At 68.4% G+C, this 24,247-nt stretch carries 19 protein-coding genes and 1 other RNA gene; 8 read left to right on the forward strand and 12 right to left on the reverse strand.

Annotated features, from left to right (window positions below; translation table 11 throughout):
• Nucleotides 1-70 precede the first annotated feature (70 nt).
• Nucleotides 71-1,405: a cation:proton antiporter gene (locus AC4BGC_RS06270; protein WP_490554838.1), complete on the forward strand. Its 1,335-nt coding sequence runs from the start codon at nt 71-73 to the stop codon at nt 1,403-1,405.
• On the opposite strand, the gene AC4BGC_RS06275 is transcribed toward AC4BGC_RS06270, so the two are convergent.
• On the reverse strand, nt 1,350-2,819 hold the full coding sequence (locus tag AC4BGC_RS06275; RefSeq protein WP_490554839.1) for a sensor histidine kinase: 1,470 nt from the start codon (nt 2,817-2,819) through the stop codon (nt 1,350-1,352). The two genes, AC4BGC_RS06270 and AC4BGC_RS06275, sit on opposite strands and share 56 nt — an antisense overlap.
• 106 nt (nt 2,820-2,925) lie before the next feature.
• Between AC4BGC_RS06275 and AC4BGC_RS06280 the strand changes: the two genes are divergently transcribed.
• From AC4BGC_RS06280 to AC4BGC_RS06295, 4 genes are read left to right on the forward strand one after another with little or no spacing between them, the layout of a single operon-like run.
• The gene (locus AC4BGC_RS06280; protein WP_490554840.1) at nt 2,926-4,449 is read left to right on the forward strand and encodes an AMP-binding protein; all 1,524 of its coding nucleotides are present in this window, start codon (nt 2,926-2,928) and stop codon (nt 4,447-4,449) included.
• A gap of 9 nt (nt 4,450-4,458) precedes the next feature.
• Nucleotides 4,459-5,583 carry a Nif3-like dinuclear metal center hexameric protein gene (locus AC4BGC_RS06285; RefSeq protein ID WP_490554841.1) on the forward strand — a complete coding sequence of 375 codons (1,125 nt, stop codon included), beginning with the start codon at nt 4,459-4,461 and terminating at the stop codon, nt 5,581-5,583.
• Between the two features lie 57 nt (nt 5,584-5,640).
• Nucleotides 5,641-6,354 carry a zinc ribbon domain-containing protein gene (locus AC4BGC_RS06290; protein ID WP_490555719.1) on the forward strand — a complete coding sequence of 238 codons (714 nt, stop codon included), beginning with the start codon at nt 5,641-5,643 and terminating at the stop codon, nt 6,352-6,354.
• Nucleotides 6,351-7,058 (forward strand): histidine phosphatase family protein, encoded by a 708-nt coding sequence (locus AC4BGC_RS06295; RefSeq protein ID WP_490544925.1) that lies wholly within the window; start codon nt 6,351-6,353, stop codon nt 7,056-7,058. The genes AC4BGC_RS06290 and AC4BGC_RS06295 overlap by 4 nt, the downstream gene beginning before the upstream one ends.
• Nucleotides 7,059-7,068: 10 nt before the next feature.
• Here AC4BGC_RS06295 and yaaA read toward each other — a convergent pair whose 3' ends face one another.
• The gene (gene yaaA, locus AC4BGC_RS06300) at nt 7,069-7,848 is read right to left on the reverse strand and encodes a peroxide stress protein YaaA (protein ID WP_490554842.1); all 780 of its coding nucleotides are present in this window, start codon (nt 7,846-7,848) and stop codon (nt 7,069-7,071) included.
• A gap of 84 nt (nt 7,849-7,932) precedes the next feature.
• Nucleotides 7,933-9,726 carry a sensor histidine kinase gene (locus AC4BGC_RS06305; protein WP_490554843.1) on the reverse strand — a complete coding sequence of 598 codons (1,794 nt, stop codon included), beginning with the start codon at nt 9,724-9,726 and terminating at the stop codon, nt 7,933-7,935.
• A 144-nt stretch (nt 9,727-9,870) separates the two neighbouring features.
• On the opposite strand from AC4BGC_RS06305, the gene rnpB reads away from it, so the two are divergent.
• An RNA gene (gene rnpB, locus AC4BGC_RS06310) (RNase P RNA component class A) lies at nt 9,871-10,257 on the forward strand.
• Between the two features lie 466 nt (nt 10,258-10,723).
• Here the strand turns inward: rnpB and AC4BGC_RS06315 are convergent.
• The gene (locus AC4BGC_RS06315) at nt 10,724-13,006 is read right to left on the reverse strand and encodes a nuclease-related domain-containing protein (protein WP_490554844.1); all 2,283 of its coding nucleotides are present in this window, start codon (nt 13,004-13,006) and stop codon (nt 10,724-10,726) included.
• A 1,459-nt stretch (nt 13,007-14,465) separates the two neighbouring features.
• Between AC4BGC_RS06315 and AC4BGC_RS06320 the strand changes: the two genes are divergently transcribed.
• Nucleotides 14,466-15,695, forward strand: a complete 1,230-nt coding sequence (locus tag AC4BGC_RS06320; RefSeq protein ID WP_490554845.1) for a hypothetical protein — start codon at nt 14,466-14,468, stop codon at nt 15,693-15,695.
• 1,169 nt (nt 15,696-16,864) lie between these two features.
• Here the strand turns inward: AC4BGC_RS06320 and AC4BGC_RS06325 are convergent.
• The 7 genes from AC4BGC_RS06325 to AC4BGC_RS06355 all read right to left on the reverse strand — a co-directional run bounded on the left by AC4BGC_RS06325 (nt 16,865) and on the right by AC4BGC_RS06355 (nt 21,449).
• Nucleotides 16,865-17,170 (reverse strand): hypothetical protein, encoded by a 306-nt coding sequence (locus tag AC4BGC_RS06325; protein WP_490554846.1) that lies wholly within the window; start codon nt 17,168-17,170, stop codon nt 16,865-16,867.
• Nucleotides 17,170-18,306 carry a protein kinase domain-containing protein gene (locus tag AC4BGC_RS06330; protein ID WP_490554847.1) on the reverse strand — a complete coding sequence of 379 codons (1,137 nt, stop codon included), beginning with the start codon at nt 18,304-18,306 and terminating at the stop codon, nt 17,170-17,172. Before AC4BGC_RS06330 ends, AC4BGC_RS06325 begins: the two co-directional genes overlap by 1 nt.
• Nucleotides 18,307-18,474: 168 nt before the next feature.
• Nucleotides 18,475-18,792, reverse strand: a complete 318-nt coding sequence (locus tag AC4BGC_RS06335) for a hypothetical protein (protein WP_490554848.1) — start codon at nt 18,790-18,792, stop codon at nt 18,475-18,477.
• Nucleotides 18,793-19,387: 595 nt separating this feature from the next.
• Nucleotides 19,388-19,642 carry a hypothetical protein gene (locus AC4BGC_RS06340; protein WP_490554849.1) on the reverse strand — a complete coding sequence of 85 codons (255 nt, stop codon included), beginning with the start codon at nt 19,640-19,642 and terminating at the stop codon, nt 19,388-19,390.
• Entirely contained in the window at nt 19,627-20,184 is a 558-nt protein-coding gene (locus tag AC4BGC_RS06345) for a fibronectin type III domain-containing protein (RefSeq protein ID WP_490554850.1), read from the reverse strand. Before AC4BGC_RS06345 ends, AC4BGC_RS06340 begins: the two co-directional genes overlap by 16 nt.
• A complete protein-coding gene (locus AC4BGC_RS06350) occupies nt 20,181-21,002 on the reverse strand; it encodes a fibronectin type III domain-containing protein (protein WP_490554851.1) in 822 nt (273 codons plus the stop codon). Before AC4BGC_RS06350 ends, AC4BGC_RS06345 begins: the two co-directional genes overlap by 4 nt.
• A gap of 54 nt (nt 21,003-21,056) precedes the next feature.
• On the reverse strand, nt 21,057-21,449 hold the full coding sequence (locus AC4BGC_RS06355; protein ID WP_490554852.1) for a hypothetical protein: 393 nt from the start codon (nt 21,447-21,449) through the stop codon (nt 21,057-21,059).
• Nucleotides 21,450-21,775: 326 nt separating this feature from the next.
• Between AC4BGC_RS06355 and AC4BGC_RS06360 the strand changes: the two genes are divergently transcribed.
• Nucleotides 21,776-22,084 carry a hypothetical protein gene (locus AC4BGC_RS06360; RefSeq protein WP_490554853.1) on the forward strand — a complete coding sequence of 103 codons (309 nt, stop codon included), beginning with the start codon at nt 21,776-21,778 and terminating at the stop codon, nt 22,082-22,084.
• Between the two features lie 109 nt (nt 22,085-22,193).
• Here AC4BGC_RS06360 and AC4BGC_RS06365 read toward each other — a convergent pair whose 3' ends face one another.
• Nucleotides 22,194-24,164, reverse strand: a complete 1,971-nt coding sequence (locus AC4BGC_RS06365) for a CotH kinase family protein (protein WP_490554854.1) — start codon at nt 24,162-24,164, stop codon at nt 22,194-22,196.
• Nucleotides 24,165-24,247 lie beyond the last annotated feature (83 nt).

Below are 24,247 nucleotides of genomic sequence, written 5' to 3' on the forward strand. Positions count from 1 at the left end.
TGCCCAATCCGGTCAGGCCCCAGAGACGCGGGCCCTCTGTTCGTCTTGTTGCGTTCGGAAGGTGGGCCCCGTGTCCAGCGCCCTGTATCTCGTCGCGGGTTTCGCGATCCTGCTGGCGGCCGTGCTGCCGTCGACCCTGAGCCGGTTCGCCGTCTCCCCGCCGATGGTGCTGCTCGCAGCCGGCATCGGCATGGGGTTCCTGCCGGTCGGCACGGACGCGTTCTTCGACCCGGTCAAGAACCACACCACCGTCGAGCAGGTCACCCAGTTCACCGTGCTCCTGGCGCTGATGGGGGTGGGGCTGGCCCTGGACCGTCCGCTCCGCCTGCGTCATCCGCGCGACTGGCGGCGCTGGTCCGCGACCTGGCGGCTGCTGCTGGCGGCGATGCCGCTGAGCATCGCCGCGGTGTGGTTGCTGGGGTGGTGGGGCCTGGGCCTGGCCCCGGCCACTGCGCTGCTGCTGGGCGCGGTGCTGGCCCCCACCGACCCGGTGCTCGCCGGTGACGTCCAGGTGGGTGGCCCGGACGTCGAGACCGAGAACCAGGACGAGAGCGACGAGCGGCACGAGGTCAGGTTCGCGCTCACCTCGGAGGCCGGCCTCAACGACGGCCTCGCCTTCCCCTTCGTCTACGGGGCCATCTACCTGGTGGAGAAGGGCACCACCTGGTCCTGGGTGGGGAAGTGGTTCCTGTGGGACCTGCTCGGCAAGGTGGTGCTGGGCGTGCTGGTGGGCGCCCTGGTGGGTTACCTCCTGGCCAAGCTGGCATTCCGGGCGCGCAGGGCCTCGCTGCGGCTGGCCGAGCAGGGTGAGCCGCTGCTGGCGCTGGCGGCACTGGCGTTGTCCTTCGGCGCCGCCGAGCTCGTCGGCGGGTACGGCTTCATCGCGGTGTTCTGCTGCGGCATGGCGATGCGCAACGCCGAGCGCAGCCACGACTACCAGGAGGCGATGCACGGCGTCGTGGAGCGTCTGGAGCGGCTGCTGACCCTGCTCGTGCTGCTGTGCCTGGGCATCGCGATGAGTCGCGGAATCCTGGAGGCGCTGGACTGGCGGGGCGTGCTGGCCGGGGTGGCGCTGGTCTTTGTCCTGCGTCCCCTGGCCGGCGTGGCCAGCCTGGTGCCGTTCGCGAGGAGCGGCCACGGCATGGACCGCAGGGAACGCCTCGTCACGGCCTTCTTCGGTGTGCGTGGCGTCGGGTCGCTGTTCTACCTGGCGTACGCCGCCGGGCACGCCCACTTCGAGGAGCTCCGGTGGCTGTGGGCCACCGTCGCGTTCACGATCGGGCTCTCGGTCCTGGTCCACGGGGTGCTGGCGAAACCGGCGATGAGGTGGATTGAGGCCCACCACGAGGTCAAGGAAGATCCAGTCGGAACCGCGAGCCCGAAGGAAGCGCCGGAGCGTACGTGAGCTCGCAGCCGTTGGCCTCGGCCAGCCGGCGCACGATGTAGAGGCCGAAGCCGCTGCCCCGGTGCCGGGTGGCGACCCCGGTCGTGGCGCGGGTGAACCGCTCGAACAGGTGCGGGACGAAGTCCGCCGGGACGCCCTCCCCCCGGTCGGTGACCTCGATCCGTGCCGAGCCGCCCGTCTCGCTGATCGTCACGACCACCGGGGGAGCGCCGTACCGCAGCGCGTTGGTGACCAGGTTGGCCACGATCTGGCGCACGTGGAAGGGGTCGACGACGCTGACGGGGCAGCCCTCGACCCGGACCTCCACCTCCGTGGCCCCGTGCACGCCCGCCAGGGCCTCGTTGACGACCTCGCCCAGCTCGACGCGCAGCGGCCGGGTGGCGACCGTGCCGGAGTCGAAGCTGGCCATCGCGAGGACGTCCTCGACCAGGGCGGCAAGGCGCAGCGACGCGGCGTACGCCTTGTCGACGCGAGCGAGCTTGGTGTCCTCGTCGCTGCTGCCCCAGGTCGCCGAGAGCTCCTCGAGGTGTCCCAGGACGAGCGAGAGCGGTGTGCGCAGGTCGTGACCGACCACCCCGAGCACGTCGGCGTTGAGCTGGTTGACCTGCCGCAGCTCCTCGTTGACCCGGCTCAGCTCACGGGTGAGCGAGTTGGACTCGGTGAGGTCCTGCATCACGCCGGTGAGCCCGGTGACCTCACCCTCGGGCGACCACTCGGCGCGGACCCGGCTGAGCACCTCACGGACCTCTCCGTCGGGGCGGACGAGGCGGTAGCTCATCTCGTAGTCCACGCCGGACTCACGTGCCCGGGTGATCATGACCATCAGGTCGTCCTGGTCCTCGGGGTGCACCTGCGGCATCCAGGTCTCGCTCACGGGGACGAAGTCGTCGGGGTCCTGGCCCATCAGCCGGTACATGTGCCGCGACCACGTCACGTCGCGGGTGGCGACGTCGTAGCGCCAGCTCCCGAGCTGGGAGATCTCCTGCGCCTCGTCGAGCTGGCGCTGGGTCTCCACGGTCTGGGTGATGTCGGTGACGAGCGCGAAGAGCCCGACCACCTCGCCGTCCACGAGGTCGGGCACGTAGGAGATCTGGGCGTGCCGGGTGCGGCGGTCGGGCATCGCGGAGGTCATGGTGCGCTGGAAGACCTGTTGCTCACCGGCGAGGGCGCGCTCCATGTGGGGTCGGTTCTTGGCGTAGAGCTCGGGACCGAGGATCTCGCTGATGTGCTTCCCGGTCATGTCCGCCGGCTCGTTCCCGAACCACTCGACGTGTGCCGCGTTGGCCATCACGTTGCGGAGGTCCCTGTCCCAGTAGCCGATCAGCGCGGGCACCCGGTCGAACAGCACGCGCAGGCGACGGGCCTCGGGCGCGAGCCATGACTCGTCCACGAGGTCCGAGTCGTTGGCCTGCACGTTCACGAGTGTGCCCCTCACCTATGCCCGGTTCAAGGGAGTCTGACCGGGTGGCATGGCAGTTAGGGTGGTTCCATCCACAGTGAGGGGAGTCACAACCGTGATCGTGCCGTTCTCAGCGTCCGACTTTCTCGACCGCGCCCTGGCGGTGTACGCCGACCGCATCGGGATCGTCGACGAGCCGGACCAGCCTGCGCCGTCGCTGGGCGAGATGACCTACGCGCGGGTGGGCGAGCTGGCCCGGGCCCAGGCCGCCAAGCTCGACGAGCTCGGCATCGGGTTCGGGGAGCGGGTGGCCTACCTCTCGCACAACAGCGCCCGGCTGTACACCGCGTTCTTCGGGGTGGCCGGGCACGGCCGGGTGCTGGTGCCGATCAACTTCAGGCTCTCCGTCGACGAGGTCAAGTACATCGTCGAGCACTCCGGTGCGCGGGTGCTCTACGTGGATCCCGAGCTCGAGGAGTCGATGGCGAGCGTGGAGTGCGAGCACAAGTTCGTGATCGGCCGCGACGAGGACATGTACTCCGAGGGGACGCAGCCGGAGCCTTGGGAGCACGACGAGAACGCCACCGCCACGATCAACTACACCTCGGGGACCACGGCCCGCCCCAAGGGCGTGCAGATCACTCACCGCAACGTCTGGACCAACGCGGTCACCTTCGCGCTGCATGCCGGGGTGACCGACCGCGACGTCTACCTGCACACGCTGCCGATGTTCCACGCCAACGGGTGGGGGATGCCGTTCGCGATGACCGGCATGGGCGTCGAGCAGGTGGTGATCCGCAAGATCGACGGGGCCGAGATCCTGCGGCGCGTGGAGAAGTACGGCGTCACGGTGATGTGCGCTGCGCCGGCCGTCGTCGCTTCGGTGCTCGAGGCCGCCGAGAGCTGGCAGGGCGAGATCCCCGGGCGGGACAAGGTCCGGATCATCGTCGCGGGAGCGCCGCCGCCGACGAAGACCGTCGCCCGCGTCGAGTCCGAGCTCGGCTGGGAGTTCATCCAGATCTACGGCCTCACCGAGACCTCTCCGCTGCTGACGGTCAACCGCACCCGGGCGGAGTGGGACGAACTGTCCGGGGAGGAGCGTGCCGCCAAGCTGGTCCGTGCCGGGCAGCCGGCCATCGGGGTGACGCTGAAGATCGACGAGGGCGGCGAGGTGCTGGCCCGGTCCAACGTGATCCTGGAGGGCTACTGGGACCAGCCGGAGGAGACCGAGGCTGCGCTGCGGGACGGCTGGTTCCACACCGGGGACGGGGGTGTCATCGGTGAAGACGGCTACCTGACGATCCAGGACCGCAAGAAGGACGTGATCATCACCGGTGGCGAGAACGTCTCCTCGATCGAGGTCGAGGACGCGATCTTCTCCCACCCCGACGTGGCCGAGGTCGCCGTGATCGGCGTACCCGACGAGAAGTGGGGCGAGACGATCAAGGCCCTGGTGGTCAAGAACGAGGGCTCCGAGCTCACCGAGCAGGAGCTGATCGACTACTGCAAGTCCAAGGTGGCGCGCTACAAGGCGCCGTCCTCGGTGGAGTTCCGCGAGGTGCTCGCCCGCACCGCCACCGGCAAGCTGCAGAAGTTCAAGCTGCGCCAGGAGTACTGGAAGGACCGCGAGCGGCAGGTCAACTAGCCTGCACCCGTGCCCACGCTCGCAGAGATCACCGCCCTGCTCGATGACTGGTACCCACCCCACCACGCGGACAGCTGGGACGCGGTGGGACTGGTGTGCGGGGACCCGGCGGCCGAGGTGCGCCGGATCCTGCTGGCCGTCGACCCGGTCGCCGCGGTGGCCGACGAGGCGATCGCCCTCGGCGCCCAGCTCCTCGTCTGCCACCACCCGCTGCTGCTCAAGGCGGTCCACGGCGTCGCGGCCACCGGTCCCAAGGGCCGCGTGGTGCACAACCTGCTGACCTCGGGCTGCGGGCTGTTCACCGCGCACACGAACGCGGACTCCCCGGCGGGAGGGGTCTCCGAGGCCCTGGGCCTGGCCCTGGGGCTGGTGGACGTACGCCCCCTGGACCCGGACCCCGCGCCGCCGCTGGACAAGCTGGTGGTGTTCGCCCCGGTGGCTGCGGCCGACGGGATCCGGGCGGCGCTCACCGAGGCCGGCGCGGGCAGGATCGGTGACTACGACTCGGCCAGCTTCACCTCGCTCGGCGAGGGGCGCTTCCGGCCGCTGGAGGGCTCCCGGCCGGCGATCGGGGAGGTCGGCCGCCCCGAGCAGGTCGAGGAAGTGCGCATCGAGACCGTGTGCCCCCGGCACCTGCGCAGCGCGGCGGTGGCGGCGATGCTGGCGGCGCACCCCTACGAGGAGCCGGCGTACGACGTGATCGAGCTCGCCCAGCTGCCCCAGCCCGACCGTGGCTCCGGGAGGCGCGGCCGGCTGCCCTCCCCGATGTCGCTCGCGGAGTTCGCGGCCCACGTCTCCGCGACGCTGAGCCCGACGGCCCACGGCGTACGCGTCGCGGGGGACCCCGACCGGGTGGTCGAGCACGTCGCGCTGTGCGGCGGTGCCGGGGACTTCCTGCTCGACCGGGCGCGGGCTGCCGGCGTCGACGTGTACCTCACCTCCGACCTTCGCCACCACCCCGCGTCGGAGCTGCGCGAGCAGCGCGATGCCCCGGCGCTGGTGGACGTGGCCCACTGGGCCGCCGAGGCGACCTGGCTCCCGGTGCTCCGCCGTCGGCTGGTGGAGGCACTGGGCGATACGGTGGAGGTCCGCGTCAGCACGACGAACACGGACCCGTGGACCTTCCGGGTCTGAGGACCACAACTACATCAGGAGAATCCTCTGAAAGCCGACCCGTTCGTCCAGCTCAGGCTGCTCGACGTCCAGGAGCTCGACTCCCGGATCGACGCCCTGAACCACCAGCTCCAGTCGATCCCCGAGGCTGCGCAACTACGCGAGCTCGCGGCCCGGCGTACGGCCATGGCCAACTCGGTGCGCGACCTGCGGATCCAGGTCGACGACCTGACCCGGGAGCAGAAGCGCGCCGACGCCGACGTGGAGCAGGTCAAGACCCGTCGTGAGCGCGACCAGTCGATGATCGACGCCGGCCAGGTCAAGGACCCCAAGGCGCTCGAGCGGATGCTGGGGGAGCTGGAGTCCCTGCACCGGCGGATCACCTCTCTGGAGGACACCGAGCTGGAGATCATGGAGCAGCTCGAGACCGCCCAGACCGCGCTGGACGGGCGGTCGGCCGAGCTCGCCGAGCTGGAGCTCGAGGAGGGCAGGCTCAAGGAGGCGCTGGACGAGCGCGCCAAGGTGCTGCGTGACGACCTGGCCTCGGTGCAGGCGGAGCGCAAGACCACGGCCTCCGGGATGCCGGAGGACCTGATGGCGCTCTACGAGAAGCTGCGGGCCCAGAAGGGCGGGGTCGGTGCGGCTGCGCTGCGCCGTCGCGCCTGCGAGGGCTGCCGCCTGACCCTGAACGCCTCGGACCTCGGGATCATCGCCAAGCAGCCCACCGACACGGTGGTCCGCTGCGAGGAGTGCGACCGGATCCTGGTGCGTACGGGGGAGTCCGGCACTTGAGCCTGGACGCCGAGCAGGAGCAGGCGCCCAAACGCGGCTGGGGACCCTCGGAGGTCGAGGTCACCACGCTGGTCCTGGTCCGTCACGGTGTCACCGACCACACCGTGGGCAAGCTCTTCTCCGGTGGGATGAACAGCAGCAACCCGCCCCTGAACGAGACCGGCCGCGAGCAGGCGCGGGCCACCGGCGAGTGGCTCACCCCGCTGGCCGGGACGCTGGACGTGCTGGTCAGCTCGCCCGTGCGGCGCACCCGCGACACAGCCGAGATCCTCGGCGAGATCCTCGGCCTGGAGGTCGAGGAGGAGGCCGGCATCGCCGAGATGGAGTTCGGGACCTGGGACGGGCTGAGCTTCACCGAGGTCCACGAGAAGTTCCCCGACGAGATGACCGCCTGGCTCGGCGACCTGGAGTCGGCTCCCCACGGCGGGGAGAGCTTCCGTGCCGTCGAGACGCGGGTCCTGGAGGGACGCGACCAGATCGTGTCGTCGTACGCCGGGCAGACGGTCGTCGCGGTCAGCCACGTGACCCCGATCAAGGTGCTGGTCGCCGAGGCGCTGGGTGCTCCCCTCGATGCGGTCTACCGGATGGAGCTCGCCCCGGCCTCGGTCACGGTGATCTCCTACTTCAGCGGCGGGCCGGGCCAGGACGAGCCGATGGCCAACCTGCGCCTCTTCAACGCGCGCCCCACCGAGATCTTCGGCTGACCCGGGCCGCTCAGAGGTCGTCGACCACGACGTCGAGCTGCTGGCTGGTCTTCCCGGGCGGGAGCAGCTCGACCTTCCAGCCGAGGGCCGAGATGTCGTCGGCGAGCGCTGCCGGGGTCACCGGTGTCGCTCCGGCCTGGAGCAGGGCCCGGACCAGCCGGCCCTTGGTCGCCTTGTTGAAGTGGCTGACGACCTTGCGCTCGCTGCCGACCTGCTGCAGCACCCGCACGGTGGCGACCTGGTGTGCGAGGTCGGGGGCCGGGCGCCAGAACGCCCCGTAGGTGCTCGAGCGGAGGTCCACCACGAGGCCGGAACCGGCCGCCTCCCGGACGACCGGGTCGAGCACACCGCGCCAGTGGCCCGAGACCACGCCGAGGCCGGGCAGGTTGACGCCACCGGCGAGCCGGTAGGACGGGATCCGGTCGCCGGGGCGGACCAGCCCGAACAGCGACGAGGTGGTCGCCAGCGACCGCGAGGCACGCCTGCGTGCGGCCGGGTCCAGGGACGCGAGGTCGAGGGACTCGTAGAGCACGCCGGTGTAGATCGCGTCGGCGCGTGCCGTCGGGGCGGTCAGCAGATGCTGGTTGCGGCGTACCTCCTCGACCTGGGTGGGGCCGAGGCCGAGGATCTTCGCGGCCTCCTCGGGGTCCCCGCCGCACAGCTGCGCCAGCGCCTCCAGGGCCCGCTCGCGCGGCCCGGTGAGTGCGGTGAAGCTCAGCGAATCGAGGTCGAGCGGCTTGCTCCGCGACGGTCGGGCCTTGCCCTCGGAGGGCGGTAGCAGGATCAGCACCGCGCCAGCCTAGGTCGGTGCTCCGGCGCCGGACGCAGCGGGCGGGCGGTCCGACCCCGGTCCCCGAACGCGGGTGGGAGGGTGTCAGCGGGCTGCCGGGAGGACCACGGTGAAGGTGCTGCCGTGGCCCAGCCGCGACTCCACCTCGACCGTGCCGCGGTGTCGTTCGACGATGCGCTTGACGATCGCCAGGCCCAGCCCGGTGCCCGGCTGCTCGACGGCACGCGGGTTGGTGGAGCGGAAGAACTCGGTGAACAGCTGCGCCTGGTCCTGCTCGGAGATGCCCAGTCCCTCGTCCTCGACGCGGAGGGCCACGGTGCCGGCCCGCGACTCCAGGCTGATGCGTACGGCGCGCCCGCCGGGGGTGTACTTCACGGCGTTGCTGACGATGTTGAGCACGACCTTGTCGAGCTCGTCGACCTCGCCCAGCGCCAGCACGGGGTGCTCGGGAACGCGGGCCCGGACGTCCAGGTCCTTGCTCTCCGCGATCAGGGCGGTCATCGTGACGGCTTCGTGGACGAGGTCGACCAGGTTGACCGCCTCCTGGCCCAGCGGCTTCTCCTTCTCGCCGATCTCCCGGAGCAGGAGCAGGTCCTCGATCACCCGCGACATCCGCGACGAGGCCCGGCCGATCGCGGCCAGCGAGGAACGGGCGAGATCGCCCACGCCCAGGGCGTCGGACTCGAGGATCTCGAGGTGACCGGTGACGGCGGTCAGCGGGTTCTTCAGCTCGTGGGAGACGGTGGCGATGAGTTGGCTCTTGTAGGTGTCGAGCGCCTGCAGCTCGGTCACCAGGGCGTGCTCACGCTCGAAGGTGCGTGCGTTCAGGGTGGCTCGGCCGAGGTCGTGACCGATGTCGAGGAGGGCCGAGCGCTCGATCTCGGACCACTCGTCCTGCGCCTGGCGGCGGGTGAGCACCAGGCTGCCCATGTGCTCGGTGCCGGCGCCCAGCGGGACGAAGATCAGCGCCGACATCGAGATGCCCCGGAGCAGCTCCACGATCTCGTGGTGCTGACGCGGGTCCATCATCGGCGGGACCGGGTGGTCCTCGCCGATCGTGACCACGAGCTGGTGGTGCCAGCAGTAGCTCGCCGAGGCGGCCGCGAACTCGACGATGGCCGGCGGCAGGACCACGTCGACGCCCTCGGGGGTGTACAGCAGCCCGCCCCGGTCCTCCTCCACGACCGTCTGGATCCACAGCCCGTCGGCCCGGAACCCCTCGACGAGGGTCTGCTCGCAGGAGGCGAGCAGGCCTTCGAGGCTGAGCTGGGCGCTGGTGGTCCGGACGACCTCCTTGACCATGTTGGCCATCGCCACCTGCTCGGCGAGCGACTCCCGCTCCACCGCGGAGAGCACGGCCCGGCTGGCCAGGCCAGCGAACCGCTCGAGCACCCGCCGGCGGGCGACTCCGGGTCGGCGCCCGTCGAGCGGCTCGTCGATGGCCAGCGTCCCGCGCAGCTCGCCCTGCTCGTCGTACAGCGGGGCGACGAGCATGTCGAGGGGGTGCCAGGCGTCGGGTCCATCGGTGACGGTCACGTCCGGCACGATCCAGCCACCGGTGCTGGGGCCGGCAGTGCCGCGCTCGTGCGGCACGAACTGGAGGATGCCCCAGTCGTCGGCCAGCGCGAGCTCGTCCTGCATCAGCCGGAGCGGGATGCGCGTCCCGACCTCCTCGGGCAGGCCCGTGTCCACAACCAGCACCAGCTCGTCGCCGCTGCGGATCCGGATCGCTGCCACGCCGAAGCCTGCGACCGCGACCACCCCGTCGGCGATCAGCTGCAGGTGGGCGACGAGCGTGTCGGTCAGCAACCAGCTGGTGGGCGGGACCGGGGAGTGCGGCAGCGTCGCGACGTGCTCTGCCTCGGCCGCTGTGGTCATGACCCCCCCTTGACCCAAGGGTAGGGCTCGGGCGGGCAGAACGTCCCAGAAACACCACAGGAGAAGGGCGCCGAGGCAGAAGTCGGCAATCCGCGTGAGCCCGGGACGCTTCCGGGCTCCGGTGCCCTATCCTTGGCCTGCGGACGGGCTGGCCGGGCGATCGCGTCGTTCTCGGATTCGTCCGAGGATGTCGAGGAAGGTCCGGGCTCCACAGGACGAGGTGGTGGGTAACGCCCACCCGGGGTGACCCGCGGGATCAGTGCCACAGAAAACAGACCGCCACGGCTCTCGAGCCGGGGTAAGGGTGAAACGGTGGTGCAAGAGACCACCAGCGCGGCGGGAGACCGTCGTGGCTAGGCAAACCCCACCTGGAGCAAGACCGAACAGCGAGTGCTCGAGGGTGGTCCGCCCGAGCTCGCGGGTAGGTCGCTGGAGGGTGTCGGCAACGGCACCCGGAGATGGATGGTCGCCAACCGTGCCGTCGTGAGGCGGTACGGCGAACAGAACCCGGCCTATGAGCCAGCCCGTCCGCACCACCCCCTCTGACCTGCAAAGAAGCGGAATTAGAGGGGCTGCAGTCCGCGAACAGTCCGCAGGAGCCCGAGAATGACTGTCCGCCCGCGCCCAAGGTCTGGGGCAGAAGAGCCAAGGACCGAGTCGATTGCTTCACGGGTTCGATCGTCAGAATCTGGCCAGAGATGGCTGTAGGTGCCGAGAGTCTCGACGGCGCTTGCGTGCCCCAGACGCGCCTGCACCGTCTTCACTGATTCGCCGAGGCGGATGGGCAGAGAGGCGTAGTAGTGCCGCAAGGTCCACCATCAGGTTGCTGCCACGAGACCTGACCGCAGCTCGTTCACCGAGGTTTCGGGCTCCGTAGTCCACCTCTCGGACGACTTGGGGCAGTCCGACGCTCGGTAACGAGGTGCGCCAGCCAATCAGGCTTAATCGATCCCCTTGGGCGTAATGGTGTCGGCAGCGCACGAACCCCCGTCGTCAGTCAGTCGGTAGGCTTGGACTCGGTCGTGTCTTGGGCCGTCGCGGGGCGCGCTTGAGAAGATCGGGTCGCCGAGACGAGGTAGCCGCCACTGATTACGCAGCGGAGATCCCCAAGGGCGTATATGGCCTTGGAGCCGCTCTCGCTCTGTTCGATCGTCAGACGGTGACCGCTGTCGGTTAAACACGCGACGACCTGCGCCACGGTAATGCCGTCCTTGGTTAGCAATTTCCGCACTTGGCTGCGCATCCGTATGCCATCGACGACCTCGGGAGCGAGTTGCTGAAGCGACCCCTGCGGTCGTCGGCGCTTCTGCTGACCCGCTGTGCTTCGACCGCCTTTGCGCTGGCCTGACGCCGACGAGCCCTCGTGGCCGCTCTTGTCGTCCTGGACATCGCGAGGCTTGCCCGGGGGGCGGTCCCTATCCGGAGCCCCGTTCGCCTGGCTGTTCGTTTGGCGCCGCGGACGCGGAGCGCCTCCCTCGGGGATCGCGTGGTGCACGTCAACTTTCACCCAGGAACCCGTCGCGATGTGACGATCTATGTCCCACGGCGGAAGGATGCCAATGATCGTCCCGTCCGCGTCACTGCGTACCACACCAAACCCGTCCCCAAGGTAGACCATCTCGCCGCGGCCGGGGGCGCGGTAGCGACGTTTGGATTCGCGGACTACGTCGACCAACTGCTGTTCCAGAATTCGCTGCTTCGAGGCCGCGAACAATGCGCTTCCGTTGATCCGTAGGCCGTCGAGGGTCGTGCCGTCTCGGTACTTCAGTGCGCTGGAGCGAGGCGTGGTGGCCACAACCGCGCCGTCGCGCCGGTCAACAATCAACGCGAAGTCGGGGCCGAGTCGCACTTCGGTGGCCTTCTCGTTCCCGGGCCAGACTTTTTCTGGGGATACGGCGACCCGCACGATCTCTTCTACCGACAAGGTCTTCGCTTTTACCCGGGCCAGGGCGCCACCGCGGATGACTATGCCGTCGGACTCAATGTAGGTCACCTCGGCGGACACAACAGGACCGGTGTCCTCCCTCAGCGCGTTGTGCATTGCCGAGATCCGCTGCGTCACTGACAAGATCGTTTTATCCCCGACGCTGCACGTGGCCGCGTAGTCACACCGGGCCCGAACCACGTTACTGACGCCTTCTTGGGTCGCCCACTCGTCTTCGGGTTGTTCTGCGATGCGCACGACGGCGTCAAGGGGCAGCCCGAGAATGAACGCTCCCTTGACGGCGCGGGCACTGATCTTCCATTCGCCTATTGTCGCTCCATTGCGACGGCGCTCGTAGGAGAGCGTGTCATCGAAGCTAAGGACCAGACCGTCGAGCCTGCGCGTCACCACAACGTGTTCCTCCCCGAAGCTGTAGACGACCGCGCCTTCATCGCCTTCCCGTACAGCGATCGGGTTGTTGACGATGTCGGCGAGCGACACGATGCCCACCCGTTCGCCGACTGACTTCGCGAAGGCGTCGCGGGAAAAGGCGACGCCGGCGACGATCTCGACCACCTCGGTTAGGTCCCGGTCGGTGGCACGGGAAGCCTCGAACCTATCCCGGTCAGCGGCAGGACGCTCTGCGACTGTTTGCGACGGCTTCGACTTCGTCGGTGGCGTCATCGACGCGAGCGCGCCATCGGCAGATTGCGCCTCTTCCTGCTCGGCGTAGACGACGGCAGCCAACTGGTCCTCGGTAAGGAACCCTTCGCCTGCCAACACGTCGCGAGTCGGGGTCGCCTGGACACCGCCCAGGACCCGCAGGATCCGCTCGACGGAATTGATGCTGATGCGTCGTCTCGGGAACTCACCGTGGACCTCAGCGTCGATCACCGCGCCAACACCCGGCCGAGAAATCACGACGTGGGCCTTCTCGACGAAGTGAACCGAAGCGTTCGAGGGCAGCGTGACGTCACGGCCGACGATCGCGACGATCCCGTTGACCAGGCCCACCGCCATCCGGTTGGCCTGGAAGAGCGAAGCAAGGATCTTGGCTTGGGTCACCGCCTGCTTACCGGGGCGTCCGTGAAACGCGGACAGGTCTCCGCCGACGGACCATCCGTCAATCCCAGGTGTGTGCAGTTCCCCCCGGGCGCCCGTGCCCTTCACCTCAACCGTGAATATCCCGGTCGGAAGTATCAGAACGCCGTCGAACTCGCGGGTGGTGTTATAGCGCTTGCGGTCCGGAATCTCAGGGTTGACGACAAGTACACCGCCGGTGTGGTCGATGTGTTTAAGGAATTTTTTCTCCGAGGAGACGAGGGAACTGCCCCCGACCGGATAGATAACCTTCACGTTGCCCCCGTTGCCTTCCCCTGACGGCCTCGCCACGGGTCCCGACCTCGGTGGGAGATCGGTGTCTTAGGTTACGAAGCAGACGGCGAGCGCGAGGGCTTTTGCGTGAAGAGGCGCGGCGAGCACCCGCACTGCTGACACTTAGGAGCGGCCTGCAGATGCTGGCGGCGTACAAGGCTCACTTCCGGACCGCCGGCACCTCGTCCAGAGCGGACCAGCCTTCGTCCCCTCGCCGCTTAGCCAGGAGACAGCCCGCCGGGACCGCCACCGCGCCGTTGTCGAGAACTGCGAGTCAGGGAAGTCGGTGGTCGCGCCGCAACACGAGTGGTGGCCAGCAAAACGAGGACGTGATCGGATAACGAATCCGGTCACCGCCGGCCCGAGGTTAGACGCCTCGACTCCACTTGCTGGCGGGTGAGTGTTGCCTCCTTTACCACCTGTCGCCTGCAGGTGCGCGAGAGGCGCTCAGCGCTGGCACAGGCGGCGCGACACCGTCCCAATGAACTAAGTAAAGGGGTAATTCCGCAACCTCAGTGCACAAGGGGCATTTGACTTACGCCCTTTCGGGAAAATTCACGCAAACGCTGAGTAGACGCCTGCCCACGTGTTCGCCAGAAGGTATAAGAGCATCATGTCCCCCCGAAGCGCCAAGAAATCCCGCCGGCGACCCAAGCTCACTGCGCGGGGTAACGATTCCGCCGAGACAAGACACGCGCAGCAGCACAGTATTTACGCGTTGGTTGTACACGGTATCGGCGTTAGAAATAGCGAAGTCTTCGCGCAGAGCACGCTGCGAGCGATTGTCGGAGGACTCCTGGACGAGTCGCCGGCTGGTTGGCGAAACGTGGTCTGCTCGGCCCGATGTGCGTACGCACCTGGCCATGAGCATCTGGAGGCGGTGCGGGCCCAAATGCAGGTGTCGCTCGTGATCGATCCTCTGTATTGGGGCAACTCGGCGCCGCGGGTATCACGCCGAAGAGTCGCCTGGTGGACTGCGCGTGCCGCGTTCGCGCTGCTACTCCTGCAACTCATCACTCCGTTCGCCGGAGCCCTCGTCCTCTGGGAAGGGAAAAGCGAAGGAAGAAGGCGCCAACTCGCATACGCACTTACCGTGGGCCCGCTGTGGCTAGTAGTTCGCACAGGCTTGTTGATTCTGGCAGTCCCAATCGTTGCCACTGCGGTACTTCTGTCCGGACGAATAGCGGATCTGGTCAATGATGCCCTTGCTTGGTGCTCCGACGACGACTTCCGCCAGCGAATTAAGGAGTCGTGCGCACGGCGTGTGGTTGCCGCCGGTGCCGACTCCACAATCTTGATTGGCCATTCACAAGGGGGGTCGATCCTTACGGAGTTAGTGCAAGACGAGCAGGTGCGCTCTAGACAACCCAGCCTCATCACTCTAGGAAGCGGACACGCTCTCCTAGCGACACTGTATGAAGTTCGGGAGCACCGGATCTGGATGATCTTCGCCGCTCTCACCCTCACACTCTCCTACTTGGCGGGGTTTGGTCTGGTTCTTGGTTTCGTCCTGGACGAGTGGATTCCGCGACTCCTTTCTCAGGCGAGCGACCTCCTACTTTGGCTTCAGGCCATTTGGACGTTACCGGTCGCCGACGTGTCCAAACTCGAGGTGCTTCTGCAAGGCATGAATGAGAGGTCTCTTCTCGGCGCATATGAGGCTCTGACTCAGGAAACCCCTGCGATCCCCCAAGGCCTCTGGATTCGCTTCTCCATCCTCAACGGAGCAATGTTCGTCTTCCTCTCGTTCTTTTTCATCCCCACGGGTCAAGCCATCATTGGCCGAACTCGCTGCTCGGCTGACGGCTTGGACATAATCGCGACCCACGACCCCGTCTCAAGAGCGCTTGGCGTGCTGGGTAGCAGCCAGCGCGTAACGAAGGTGCCCCAGACGGCATCACTCTTTCTGGATCACACGTCCTACTACGGGAACGGCGTTGGCGTAATACCTGCCATCACCAGTCAAATCGAGAGAGACGCTGCCATCGCCACCGCAGTGGCGCCGCCAGCCCTCCTGTCGGCCGGCAACCAGGCCGCCGTGTACGAACATCAGTCACAACTCGACGCATTGGTTGCGATCAGGCCACCACTTGCGGTGATCGTTTCGGCCACCATGGGGCTCGGGGTACAACAAACTACGACTTCTGGCATAGCGCAGAACGTAATCCTCGCCATCGGGTTCACGGTCACATACAGCGCCGCGAGGACATGGGCGAGGTACGTTCTTGCCCGCAACTCCGCACTGAACGTGTCGACACGGACAAGCGCCCTGTCACTCGCGGGTGTAAGTCGCCAAGTTCGTCGGAGTCGCGGGCGTTCTTCACTCCTAGTCGCAGCCTCATTGCCCCTGATCGGCGCCAGCGCGAAGCCGTGGGGTGGCACGTGGGAGAGTTTCGCGCCCGCGTCGCAGGTCGCAAAGCTCGAGGCTTTGGCGGACATCGCTTTTTGGGTGGTGGTGTTACTTCTCTGCGGCGCAGTGTTGTTCTGGCGCGGCTCACAACTGGCCCGCCCAGTGGGCCTAATCAGCCTTTGGTCAGCGGCGTGCACATGGATCGGCCTCGGCGTCCCTGGTGCCTATTGGATCGGCCTCTTCGTTCTGGCACTTTCCGTTGTGGCCGCCTGGCCACCTCGCAAAACATGCCTACCTCCACCGCCTGTGCCAATCGCTTGAGCCGGGGGGAACCCCTGGGCGAACCGGGTGGGCCCAGCGTGTACAAAGTCATTAGCCGAATCTGGAGGATGCCCCTCAGGGCACCACAGAGGGCGCGGAGTTGCGGAAGGTACCCACGACATCTGCGCGCAGCTCACCCGGATCAGCAGCTACTCAACAGGATTCTGATGCCTGGGGAGGGGATCACGGGACCCCAGACAACCTTGGCGCCGATTGACAAATCGGTCTCACAAGAGGCAGAACGCCACCGTCCCGCCGAAGACTCAACGACCGTGTGCTCCGCCCATCTGCGGCTGAATCCAAAGCACGAACGACCGGCACGGGTAAGGGCATCCGGGCCGGCAGCCCACCCTTTCCGAGGAACTCGATGACGCGGTGGCCGCGAATCGTGCGCTGATAGTCCTCGATCTGCAGCGAGCCGGTTTCAGTTGCGCGCAGCGCCATGCACACCGTCAGATGTGCAACCGCGTGAGACCGCCCGCCGAGGCTCTGACCCGCCTCCAGGAAGGCCCGAATCTGCGGTCGGTCGAGTCCAACGGGTGTCGACTGGGCCGCGCGGGTATCGCGGACGTCTAGCAAGCACCGCGTGGTCGCGATCGATAGGCGAAGCGATAGAACCCGCGAACCGGAGTCAGAGCCGTGCTGACGCTCGAAGCCTTCTGGCCCGGGCCCAGAGGCAGGTGCTAAATGTAGAGTTCTACGTCGTTGCGTCGCGCTCGCAATGGTTCGATCGCTTGCGCCTCGCACTAGCCCAGCCATCGGTCCAGTCGGTAGACGTAGACGTCGCGAGTGCACCCCCGATAGGGGAGGAGATAAGCGTTACGGACAGAAGCCAGGTCGGAGAGGTCATCCACGCGTAAAGGGAATCCCTCTCGAACCGCATTGTGAAAGTGATAGCCGGCGTCGATTCGGTGACGCGTGCGGGCTCTACTCGTCGTCCTCCGTGAAAGGATGCTCGTCGATCCACCGCTCCGTCTCGGCGTAGGCCAAATTGATGTACGCCTCAGGTCGTCCCGGCCAATGCGCCAGGCGCCGCGGCCACCGATCTTCATGGCCTGGAGGCCGCCGCGGCGGATCAGGGCGTACACCTGGCCTGGCTGATCGTGAGCTCTTCGGCGACCTGTTCGCGGGTGAGGAACCGAGGCGAGTTTGCTCTGCGGTTCGAGTGTCTATTGGTCTTGACGGTTGGAGGTAACGAAGACACTCGCAAGGGCTACGAGATCGACCGTGCCGAGAACGGTTCCGCTGACTTCGTTTCCGTCGCTGATAAGCCATGCGGAGACAATGAGGAATGCTACTGAGATCAAAAAGCCCGTGGCGAGGCCCAGCACATTGAGCCAGAACCCCTGGCGGGCCAAGGTGTACTCCCGCGCCATGATCAGCCGGATGATCTTGCGAGTGTCCTCGCCTGCGTCTTGGTAAAGGTCCAATTCGCTCCGGTCGCCTGTCCTCTGCGGAGGACTCATCTCGGTCACTACCTACTGCTTCCCTGAGCCCGCTCCTCGGCCAGCCTCAACGTCAGCCGAGCCTGCAGTAGAGCGGTTTCGACGTTGTGTGCTGCGCGAAGGTTCAATCTCCGTCGGCCGAAGGAGAACGTGTAACTCAGACCTTGTAGTAGTTCCTCGCTTACCGTCGAGCGGTGGCGAGGTGGCGTCTCGCTTGCTGGAAATTGGTCGAGTTCTGATGCATGGGCAAAGTCGCTTTCCACAACCGACTTTGCGGCGCGCGGCGAAGCCAGGTCGGGGTCGTTAACGACGCCGTGGTCGAGGGCGTTGCGGATCCGGCGTACCTGGTGGAGCAGCACGCGGGCGTCGGCCGGACGCAGGGCCATGTCGCGGGCGGTGGCCCGGGCGACCAGCGCGTCGACGTACGGCGGGATGCCGGGCGTGGAGGCCGAGGGTGCGGGGATGTCCTCGTGGACGTGCTTGTAGGCCACCTGGATCGGGGTGGCTGCCTGGTGGGGCTTGTGGCCGGTGAGCATCTCGTAGATGAGCACGCCGGCGGCGTAGACGTCCGCTCGAGCATCTGCCTTACCGTTGACCACGAGCTCGGGGGAGAGATAGGAGACCGTGCCGATCAGGACCCCGCCGGTGGCAGTGTGCTGGGTCTCGGAGTTGATCGCGCGGGCCAGGCCGAAGTCGGCGACCTTGACCCGCCCGTCGTCGGCCAGCAGGACGTTCTCCGGCTTGACGTCACGGTGCAATATGCCGGCGTCGTGGGCGGCGGCGAGCGCGGCGAGGACCGGGTCGATCACGGCCAGCGCCCGCGTCGGCGACATCGGAGCCTCCTTGCGGATCAGGTCGCGCATGGTCAGTCCCGGGACGTACTCCATCACCAGGAAGAGCGTGCCGTTGTCGACGCCGCTGTCGAAGACGGCCACCACGTTTTGGTGAGACAGCCCGGCGGCCGAGCGGGCCTCGCGCTGGAACCGTCGCACGAACTCGTCGTCGTCGGCCAGCCCCTCGTGCATCACCTTGAGCGCGACGGTGCGGTCCAGACGCAGGTCGGTCGCCTCGTAGACGGTCGCCATCCCGCCCTGGGCGAACTTGGACCCGACTAGGTACCGCTCGCCCAGGACACGCCCGATCATCGCGCGCGGTCTGGGTTGCATGCCTCAGTCTGACAGCAACGCACTGCCGCTTGGAAGGCGAGGAACGCCAGGCAAGACATGAAGCGTGCCCTGCGGGCGGCGCGTCCCACGTGCCAGGCGAGCCGCCTCAACCTGCTCGAGCAGGTCCCGCCAAACTCACCACCGGCCGCCGTTGTGGGTCGCCGGCATCTACTCCCGCTTAATGCGGTAAATGACCGGTGTCCGAGTGACGCCGAGGAGCTTCGCCACTTCGTTGATCCAGAGCCACTCGTGGTCGGTGTCGGGACGGTGGTCGACCCGTTGGTACCCGCTAGAGAGCCTGGGGGGCCGAGCGGTGTGTTCCGCGGCGCGACGCTCGGTCAGGGCCGCCACCTCGGCGCGGTCCAGGGAAGGGAGTCGGTGGACGCCTCGCGGAGTGAGGTGGCCCTTGGCGATCAGTTTGGGCACGTTGCTGACGTCACAGCTGAGGATGTCGGCCGCCTGCTGGTGGGTGACCCAGTCGGTCATTGGGGCGAGGGTGCCCCAGTTCGAAATCAAGAAAAACCAAAGGCGCTGCGGGACGCAGCGGATTCAGCCGAGCTCGCCACGCTCTACGACGACGAGCCCAGGCGCTCGAACTCCGCGGAGGCCGAGCGCCGCGACCTTGCAGATGCTGAATTGTGTGCCGCGGTCGCCGAGGAGCGCCATGCCGCGGCGCAGGAGGTCGTCGAGAACCTTTCGGGGCAGTCAAGACGCTGGAGGGCCGGCTTGCGTTGGCGCGGGCTGCCGCGGTCGTCCAGTTGCTGACCGCGCCCGTCCGCTACCGGCGCCCGGGGAGCCCTGGACGTTCGACGGCGACGGCCGCGAAGCCTTACGGGGACGAATACGCGTGTTGGCGGTCCGCACACAGTCCGCAAAAACGTCACCAACGGTCGCCAAGGGTCGCCCACCGCCACCGCCATCTGTGCAGGTCAGAGACACTTTCCACCAATGACCATTAATTGCGATTGACGCGGGGTCGAACCCCGGCCTATGAGCCAGCCCGTCCGCACACCGGGCGTTCGTCCGCACGATCAGGTCGTTGGTGTGGAGGTGGCGCCCGTTTGGCGTCCGGGTCGGGGGGTCAGCCCTTGGTCACGACGATGACCACGCGGCGGTTGGACCAGCGGTCGTCGTGGCCGCGGCCGCCGATGACCGCGGGCACCCGGTTGCCGAAGCCACTGCTGGTGGTGGTGACGTCGGCGCCGTACCTGACCAGCACGCGGCACGCCTTCTCGGCGCGCTGCTTGGCGAGGATGCGGGCCCAGCGCGCCCGGCCGCCGTGGTCGACGTGGCCCTCACAGCGGACGGCGTCGACGTAGGTCAGGCTGGCCGCCATGGCCCGCAGCTGTTGACGCCGTGCCGGGTGAGGGTCGCGCGGTTGAAGCGGAACATGTTGCGCTCGAACAGCGTGGCTGCCTGTCCGGACTGCAGCTGACGTCCCCGCAGCCGGTTCAGCGACATCGCCGGCGAACCGTCGGACGTGGTGCCCCAGGCGACCGTGCGATGCAGCGCACCGCGATCGCGCGCGGGTGCCTTCGGCACGGGGACCAGGCGTGCACGTTGCGCAGCCGTGAGGGGGTCGGCGAACCACTGACGTACGTCGACGCGCACCGCGGCGACCGGGCCGGGACCGCCGGCGTTGACCGCGCGGACCCGCACGGCGTAGGCGCGACCGTTGCGCACCCCGGTGAACATGGTGGACAGCCTGGTCGAGCCGGTGGGCCGCACCGTTCGCCAGGTCGATCCGGCGTCGATGCTGACCTGGTAGCCGCGCACGCTGGAGGTGCCCGGGTTGGTCGGTGCCTGCCACCGCACGGTCAGGACGCGGTCACCGGGGACACCGCTCACTGCGAGCGGGACACCGGGCTTCGCGGTCACGGTCGACTTGCCGCTCTGGGCAGCGGCACCGCGCCCGGTCCCGGGGAGTCCCGCAGTGCTGTTGAGCGCGACGACGGAGAACGTGTAGGCGGTGCCCACCCGGAGGCCCGTGATGTTGCAGGACCGGGCCGCAGCCACCGTGTTGCAGGGTGGCCGCCCGGCTGCGAGGTCACGGCGTACCCCGTGATCGGAGCGCCGCCGTCCTTGGCGGGGGCCGACCACGAGACCCTCGCGGTCTGGCCGTTGAGGCCGGCCGTCACCTGCCGGGGCGCGGAGGGCCGACCAGCCGGGGCCACGACCCTGGACTGGCTGGGGGCTCCGGTGCCGACGAGGCTGACTGCCGCGATCCGCAGCGAGTGCTTCTTCCCGTTGGTGAGTGCGCCGACAGTGGCCTGCAACCTGCCGCCGGCGACCGGGGTGGTGGTGAGCACCTGCCAGGGGCCACCGTCGACCGAGACGACATAGGAGGTGACGGGATGGCCGCCGGTGGAGGCGGGCGGGGCGAACTCGACCAGCGCCGAGCCGTCCAAGGAGGTCAGGGAGATGGCGCTGGGAGCGCTGGGGGTCGTCGCGGGCGTCGACCTGGTCGAGGTGCTGGCCACGGAGGCGCCGCGGTCGTTGTAGACGACCACACGCACGTCGTAGGCCACGCCGTTCTCCAGTCCGGTCACGGCGCATGCCGTCGCGGGTGCAGCACACTCCGCGGTGACGACGCTTCCGCCGCCGACCGGAGCGGCCTCGACGTACTTGGTCAGGGCGCTGCCGCCGTCGCCGGGTGCGACCAGGGTGGCGGTGAGTCGTCCGTCGCCAGCCTCCACCGCGGGCGCTACATGGGCCGCCGGCACGTCGGCGAGCGAGACGGTGCTCGAGGCCTAGTGGAAGTCGGCGAACGGGGTCTCGGTGCCCTGGGGCAGGTCGCCGTACTCCACGACGTAGCCGCTGATCTGACCGCTGTCCCCGGGCCGGAGGTCATTCCAGTGACCGATGGTCCCGTTCCAGTTCGTGACGGCCGCCGTCTCTCCGCCGGCATTGTTGGGCTCGTCGGCGGCCCAGCTGCTGTAACGGCCGGCTGCGTTGACGACCGAGCAGAGACCGGTGACGTTGGCGCACTCGGTGAACGGCTGGCCGCCAAGGGCGCCGTCCGCCCAGGTCCACCGGCGGACGATGCCCGGCTCGGGGTCGAACACCGCCAGGGCCCCGAACCAGAGGTTCCCGGCGCCTTCGATGCGCTGGGAGACGAAGTCGTTCAGCTGCTGGGTGGGCATGGTCGCCAGGTAGCCCTGCTGGCCCTTGTAGGACCGGGCTTTTGGCGTCCGTCCGTGCCTTGTCCCAGGAGATGCCCGGAGCACGCACGTACTCGTAGAAGTGCTGGTTCGGTGCCGCGTAGACGTAGCCGTCGTTCTTGCGCATCGAGGTGATGCTGACGGTCGCGGATCCCGCGGTGCCGCTGCCGACCAGCTTGGCGGCGGAAAGGGCTGCGTTGACATGGCTTTCCACACCGCTGAAGCTCACCGACCTGGTCCCGCTCCAGGAGTTGCCGAAGCCCAGGGTCAGCCCGGCCCGGGCGGGGAACGTGAGGGTGCCGAGGGTCATGGACACATCCACCTGCAGCTCCTGGCCCGGGTCGGCCTCGGTGACCGCCATGCCGGACAGCGTCGTCTCCGCCCCACTGCGCGAGCTGGCCGCCACTGTCGTCGTCGGTGTGACGGCGGCGGTGTCGGGGACGGCCGCGGCAGGGGCGCTCGTGACCGGGACGACGGCTGCGGCCACCAGGGCCGCGAGGGAAGCGGCCAGCAGCCGGGACCGGGAGGGCCTGGTGGACGTGGCGGGAGCAGGCAGGGGCATGTACGGCACCTTCGAGTGGGGAAGGACGGCCGACGGGCCGGGAGCCGGACGCTAAACGGCATAAAGGTCAGCGTTGGCAAAACGGGGACTGGTCTGGTCAGGGATGGCCCAGATCGCCGCGACAGCTCGAGGGCGGCGTCAGCGGCCGACGGGCCGTGCGGGGGCTAACGGGTCGTCCGGGCGACTGCCTTCACGACGTCGACCCGGGCGCTGTCGCCCACCCAGCTCCCACGGACCGTTGCAGGGTGCAGTGAGTGGCGCTTCGCCTTGCGCGGCGGCACGATCCGGACCTTGACGCTGCGGTAGCCGCCTGCGGGCACGGTGACCGGGTAGCCGGTCGCCGCCAGCATGGACCGGGTCACGTTGTTGGTCCCGTGCAGGTAGCTCACCGACCCGGCCACCGCCCGGCTGCCGGTGAGCCGGAACATGTTGGTGACGGCGCCGTCGTTCTGGATCCGCACGATGAAGTTGCGGGCCTTCCCACGGCGTACGTCGGCCGACTTCGCCTGCCTGGCGGCGGTGGTGTTGTAGACGTTGTTCCCCACGAAGCCGCTGGTGGCGGTCGTGCTCACCTGCAGGTCGGGCTGCTGGTCGCTCGCGGCGATCGTGACAGTGGAGGCGGCCGGCGAGTCCAGGGAGGTGCCTGCGCCTGGTTGGGTCAGGGAGATCCGGACGGTCTCGGCGCCCTCGCCGCGTGCGTCGTCCAGGATCCGCAGGGCCACTGTCCGGGTGACCTCCCCGGGGGCGAAGCTCACCGTCGCGGGGGGCAGGACGAAGTCGGAGCCGGGGGTGGCGGTGCCAGAGGTGCGGCTGAGGCGGACGCTCGCGGGGACACGGGTGTTTCCCTTGCGGGTCACGGTCAGCTGCACGGCGCCGGCACGTTCGGAGACGGTGCGCTGCGCCGGGGCGAGGGTGACCACGGCGTTCCCACCGGCCTTGGCGAGCTCCGCGCTCATCCAGGCGGCGCGGTCGGCCAGCCACCGCGCGAGCCGGTCGATCTCCCCGGTCCGGGAGGCGGCGTGCCTGGTCCCGGACACGAAATCGCCCCCGGACCGCCAGCGGGTCCAGTCCTGGAGCAGCGAGGGCTCGAGCACCCGTGCGGTGGCGGGGATCTGTGCGACCAGGGAGTCAACCATCGGGCGCAGCTGCCACCACCGGTTGGCCACCCGCACCAGGAACGCCGGGTCCTCGGACATCCTGGCCAGCCAGTGGGTGTCGTGTGCGGCATGCTCACTGGCGGCGCCCGCCCGGAGCCACCAGCCCCGGGGATCGGTCGCCGTCGGCGCGTGCCCGGGATCGAACCCCGAGCTCAGGTCGAAGTCCCACGGCGGTCCCATCGCGAACCGCCCGCCGGGGGTCCAGGTGACGAACACGCTGGAGAAGAAGTCCGCGTCGATGTTCTTGAACAGCTCGTTGAGGAGATACCAGTCCACGAACGAGGCGAGGTCGACGTGGGCGCCGTACCCGGTGACCGGGTTCTTGAAGTCCTTGCCGTAGAGGGCCTTCTCGAACGCGGACACGGCCCGGCGCACCTGCTGCTGCTGGGTGTCGTCGAGGTCGTCCGGGTCGTTGAAGGCGATCGGCAGGCCGCTGTCGGACCGGAATCCCGGGTCTCCGCTGGCCTCCATGCGCTGGTCCACCTCGAGCAGGAGACCCCCCTCGGGCAGGGCCACCCGGTCCTTGCCCTGCTCGACCTGCTCGGTCATCAGGTAGTTGCCGATCGCCTCCCCGTTGAGCACGACGTCGACGTAGCGCGCACGCGGCGTCCAGGGCAGCGTCGTCCGGCTGCCGAGGGCCAGCGCAAGGTGGTTGCGCAGGGAGGTGGGGTCACCGTAGTTCGCAAGCAGGGCCCAGTCCTTCTCGGCGGGCATCCCGAGCAGGCTCGCGGCCGTGTCGAGCTTGAGCCGGTAGGGCTTCTTCGGCCAGCCCCAGGTGGAGTTGCCGCGACCCCTGATCCGCAGCGGGTGCTCCACCCCCTGCAGCGACATGGTCCCGGGGACGTAGTCGGTCTTCGTGTCGACCGCCGCGCCGCCGGCGGTCGTGATCGTCAACGTCGCTGGAGCATCCGGTACGGCCCAGGTGTCGGCCGCCGCGGCGCTGCTCACGGCCGCGCCGGTCAGCGGAACGACGGACATCCCGAGGAGCAGGGCCAGGGCGCCGGCACGGCCGCGAAGTCTCCGATGGTGCATCACGTCGGTCCGATCCGTCGCCCGATTTT

This window comes from Nocardioides sp. Z38_18, from assembly GCF_058215695.1.

Coding starts and splice junctions, on each gene's coding strand:
- AC4BGC_RS06305 (WP_490554843.1), bottom strand. CDS start 9,726: ATGACCACAGCGGCCGAGGCAGAGCACGTCGCGACGCTGCCGCACTCC.
- AC4BGC_RS06320 (WP_490554845.1), top strand. CDS start 14,466: ATGATCTTCGCCGCTCTCACCCTCACACTCTCCTACTTGGCGGGGTTT.
- AC4BGC_RS06330 (WP_490554847.1), bottom strand. CDS start 18,306: ATGCAACCCAGACCGCGCGCGATGATCGGGCGTGTCCTGGGCGAGCGG.
- AC4BGC_RS06335 (WP_490554848.1), bottom strand. CDS start 18,792: ATGACCGACTGGGTCACCCACCAGCAGGCGGCCGACATCCTCAGCTGT.
- AC4BGC_RS06340 (WP_490554849.1), bottom strand. CDS start 19,642: ATGGCGGCCAGCCTGACCTACGTCGACGCCGTCCGCTGTGAGGGCCAC.
- AC4BGC_RS06355 (WP_490554852.1), bottom strand. CDS start 21,449: ATGCCCACCCAGCAGCTGAACGACTTCGTCTCCCAGCGCATCGAAGGC.
- AC4BGC_RS06360 (WP_490554853.1), top strand. CDS start 21,776: ATGGACACATCCACCTGCAGCTCCTGGCCCGGGTCGGCCTCGGTGACC.
- AC4BGC_RS06365 (WP_490554854.1), bottom strand. CDS start 24,164: ATGTCCGTCGTTCCGCTGACCGGCGCGGCCGTGAGCAGCGCCGCGGCG.